The sequence below is a fragment of the Micromonospora sp. NPDC050784 genome (genome assembly GCF_044456765.1).
Lineage (GTDB): Bacteria > Actinomycetota > Actinomycetes > Mycobacteriales > Micromonosporaceae > Micromonospora > Micromonospora foliorum.
Map to the genome: position 1 here is coordinate 1 of NZ_JBITGG010000001.1, position 1,728 is coordinate 1,728.

General features: G+C 67.7%; 2 protein-coding genes. Both read right to left on the reverse strand.

Annotation, left to right across the window (positions count from 1 at the left end; genetic code table 11):
- Positions 1-423 precede the first annotated feature (423 nt).
- Positions 424-1,017: a hypothetical protein gene (locus ACIBD9_RS00005; protein WP_396713096.1), complete on the reverse strand. Its 594-nt coding sequence runs from the start codon at positions 1,015-1,017 to the stop codon at positions 424-426.
- Positions 1,018-1,186: 169 nt separating this feature from the next.
- On the reverse strand, positions 1,187-1,728 hold a 542-nt coding region (locus tag ACIBD9_RS00010), incomplete at its 5' end, for a hypothetical protein (protein WP_396713098.1).

Below are 1,728 nucleotides of genomic sequence, written 5' to 3' on the forward strand. Positions count from 1 at the left end.
CCCACCACCAGCCACCACCCTGCATACCCCCTAGTCCCGCCGCCGCCCCGCCCGCGCCCCCCCCCCCCCCCCCCCCCCCGCCCCCCGGCCCCCCGCCCCCCCCCCCCCCCCCCGGGCCCCCCGCCGGTCGCGCTCGGCCTGCTGGCGGCGCAAGCGCCGGCATCGGCCGGCGCGCCGGCCAATGAAGGACATTTGCCTCCGGCGGGGGCCAGACGACTCCGAGATGAGTTGCCGAACGGTTCCGGTCCGTAGGTGGTGGGATGCCATCCCGCCAGCCGCCGACCCAGGCAGAGCCGAGCAGACCAGGGCCAGGGCGACAAGGTCGTTCGTCCGGTAGGGCGCTCCACCTTGTCACCCTGGCCCTGGCCCACTCCACGGTGTGTGGGTCGGCGGCAGACGGGATGGCAGCAAGGTCGCGGACGCTCAAGTGAGTGGCGCGGATTCGTCGCGCTCGTCTGTGGCCTCAGGAGCATTAGGTAGCTGCTGGGGAGGCTGTCGCCTCAGCTGCCGCATGGAGGCGACGATGATCAATCCAACGGCGAGAGCACCGCTGGAGGCGATTGGAAGCCAGAATTTTTCCCAGCCAGTAAGGCCGGAGTCCTTGATGAAAGGAGCCAGCACTCCCGAAGCGCCCATGACAATCAGGGCCGCTCCCAACGTATAGATCTTTGCGTCGCCTCTGAGAGCGAGGCCGACTGCACCAAGCCCGAATCCGGCGACCAATGCCACCGTAGTCAGCGCAGTGAAAATGAGATAGGGCGATCGAGGCAGGAGCCCGGACACTGCCGCCAGGAGGTAGATGACTGCGGCAGCGGCAAGGTTTGCGATCACGTTCACTGCCACGTCTCGCGCAAACTTCAGGGAGCGACTAGGTCTTTGGGTCGCTGGACTGACCGTGGCGCCTTCCTCGCCGTCGGCGGCGCGCCTCGGAACACTGACTGCGTAGGCCGCGATCCCTACGGCGACGAGCGGCGCAGTGCTGGCCACCAAGGTGGCAGCCAGAGTCCAGCCATCCATGAGGGCAGAGTACTGAGGGCGGTACAACCAGTCGTACAGCCAAGACCTCCAGCTGACGCCGACGCCACCCGACAACGACGGACAGGCTGACCAGGTGCGCAGCCACTTGACCAGCCTTCCGCGATCTTCTTCTAAGCCGCAGGCCGCCCGCGCCGCCCGACGGGGCCTCTCACTTTCGGCGGATATGCCGCCTCAGCACCTTGCGCCGCGGCCGACCCGAGCCGCGCAGCGGCTTGCTGGGCTTCCGCTTGCGCTGCATCGGACCCGCCGCCGTCGCGGTTGCTCCGAGGAAGATGCCGATGAGCCCTGCGGGGCTGCTGAGGTACTCATTGATCTTCTCTAGCGCCTTTGGGTTGTTCGCCCCGATGGTCCCGGCGACGACCATGAGAAGGACGGACAGAGCGACGAGAGGCCCAAGTCGTTCAATCGTCCTGGCGGACGGGTCGAGCCGGCGAGCTAGGAGCGCAAAGCATCCCAAGAGGTATCCGACCAACAGGAGGGCATCACGCGCCAGGTCGTCACCGTTAGCGGCTGCCTCCTCGGTATCGGCGAGCCAATCCGCCGGACTTTCCAGGAGGTCAGCCGCCTGATCGCGCAGGATGCCCGCAGCGTCCATGGACGAGAAAAAGGCTGCGCTTTGGTAAAGCTGCTCCTCGTCCACTGCCTGGAGCGACCGCGCCAGGCGCCGCATCATCACCTCGGACGGCGCGG